The organism is Kitasatospora sp. NPDC059803, from assembly GCF_042732255.1.
In the GTDB taxonomy this organism is placed as follows: domain Bacteria; phylum Actinomycetota; class Actinomycetes; order Streptomycetales; family Streptomycetaceae; genus Kitasatospora.
In genome coordinates, this window is sequence record NZ_JBHWIJ010000374.1 from 6,751 (window position 1) to 7,447 (window position 697).

Below are 697 nucleotides of genomic sequence, written 5' to 3' on the forward strand. Positions count from 1 at the left end.
GTGGAGTCCCTTGTGCTGCGATACCTCGCCCTCGGGTTGGTGGTGGTGGTGTGACTCGGCGCGGTGGCGGCCGCGGGGGCGGGGGGGGGCGCCCCCGTCCGAGCCCTACCGGCCGACGGTTGTCGGCGAGCGGGTCTACGACGTCCGCTCCGGGCGCTGGGCCGTCTTCATGGGGTGGCAGCACGGGCTGGCCTTCCTCCGGCCCCTCGGCGGCGGCGTGGAGTGGGACACCGAAGCGCGTTGGATCACGAACAGCGAAGAGTGCGATGCCCCATGAGCAGCATGATCGACAAGGTCACGGTCGAGGACCGTCGCGTCGCGGCCGACATCCTCGACGACCTCCAGGCCGTCCTGCACGCCGCCGAGGTCAAACTGCCCTCCCTCGGCATCGACTGGCGCTCGGCCAAAGCCACCGGAGTCATCCTGATCGACCTCGGGGCCGCCCGGCCGGACGTCATCGAGCGGCTGGTCGCCGTCCTCCGCAGGGGAATGCGACCGTAATCGCCTCCGGTGCCATCACCATCGGGAGTTTCGCGCTCGCGGGTGTGGTTTTCCTCGCGATACCTGAGCGTGTTCCCACCGCGGCGAGTGCATTGGTGTTCGTCCTTATCCTCTTCGCCTCCTCAACGGGTGGATTCGCGCTCGCCGCAGGGTGGATGAGGGTGCAGACATGACGGCGGCGGGGGGGGGGGGGGGG

General features: G+C 70.0%; 1 protein-coding gene. It reads left to right on the top strand.

Annotated features, from left to right (window positions below):
• Positions 1–273: 273 nt before the first annotated feature.
• A complete protein-coding gene (locus tag ACFV6I_RS35750) occupies positions 274–501 on the top strand; it encodes a hypothetical protein (RefSeq protein ID WP_380430087.1) in 228 nt (75 codons plus the stop codon).
• The last annotated feature ends 196 nt before the right edge of the window (positions 502–697 follow it).

What these genes read in the sequence shown, in the direction of transcription:
- ACFV6I_RS35750 (WP_380430087.1), top strand. Translation starts at nt 274, where the DNA reads ATGAGCAGCATGATCGACAAGGTCACGGTCGAGGACCGTCGCGTCGCG.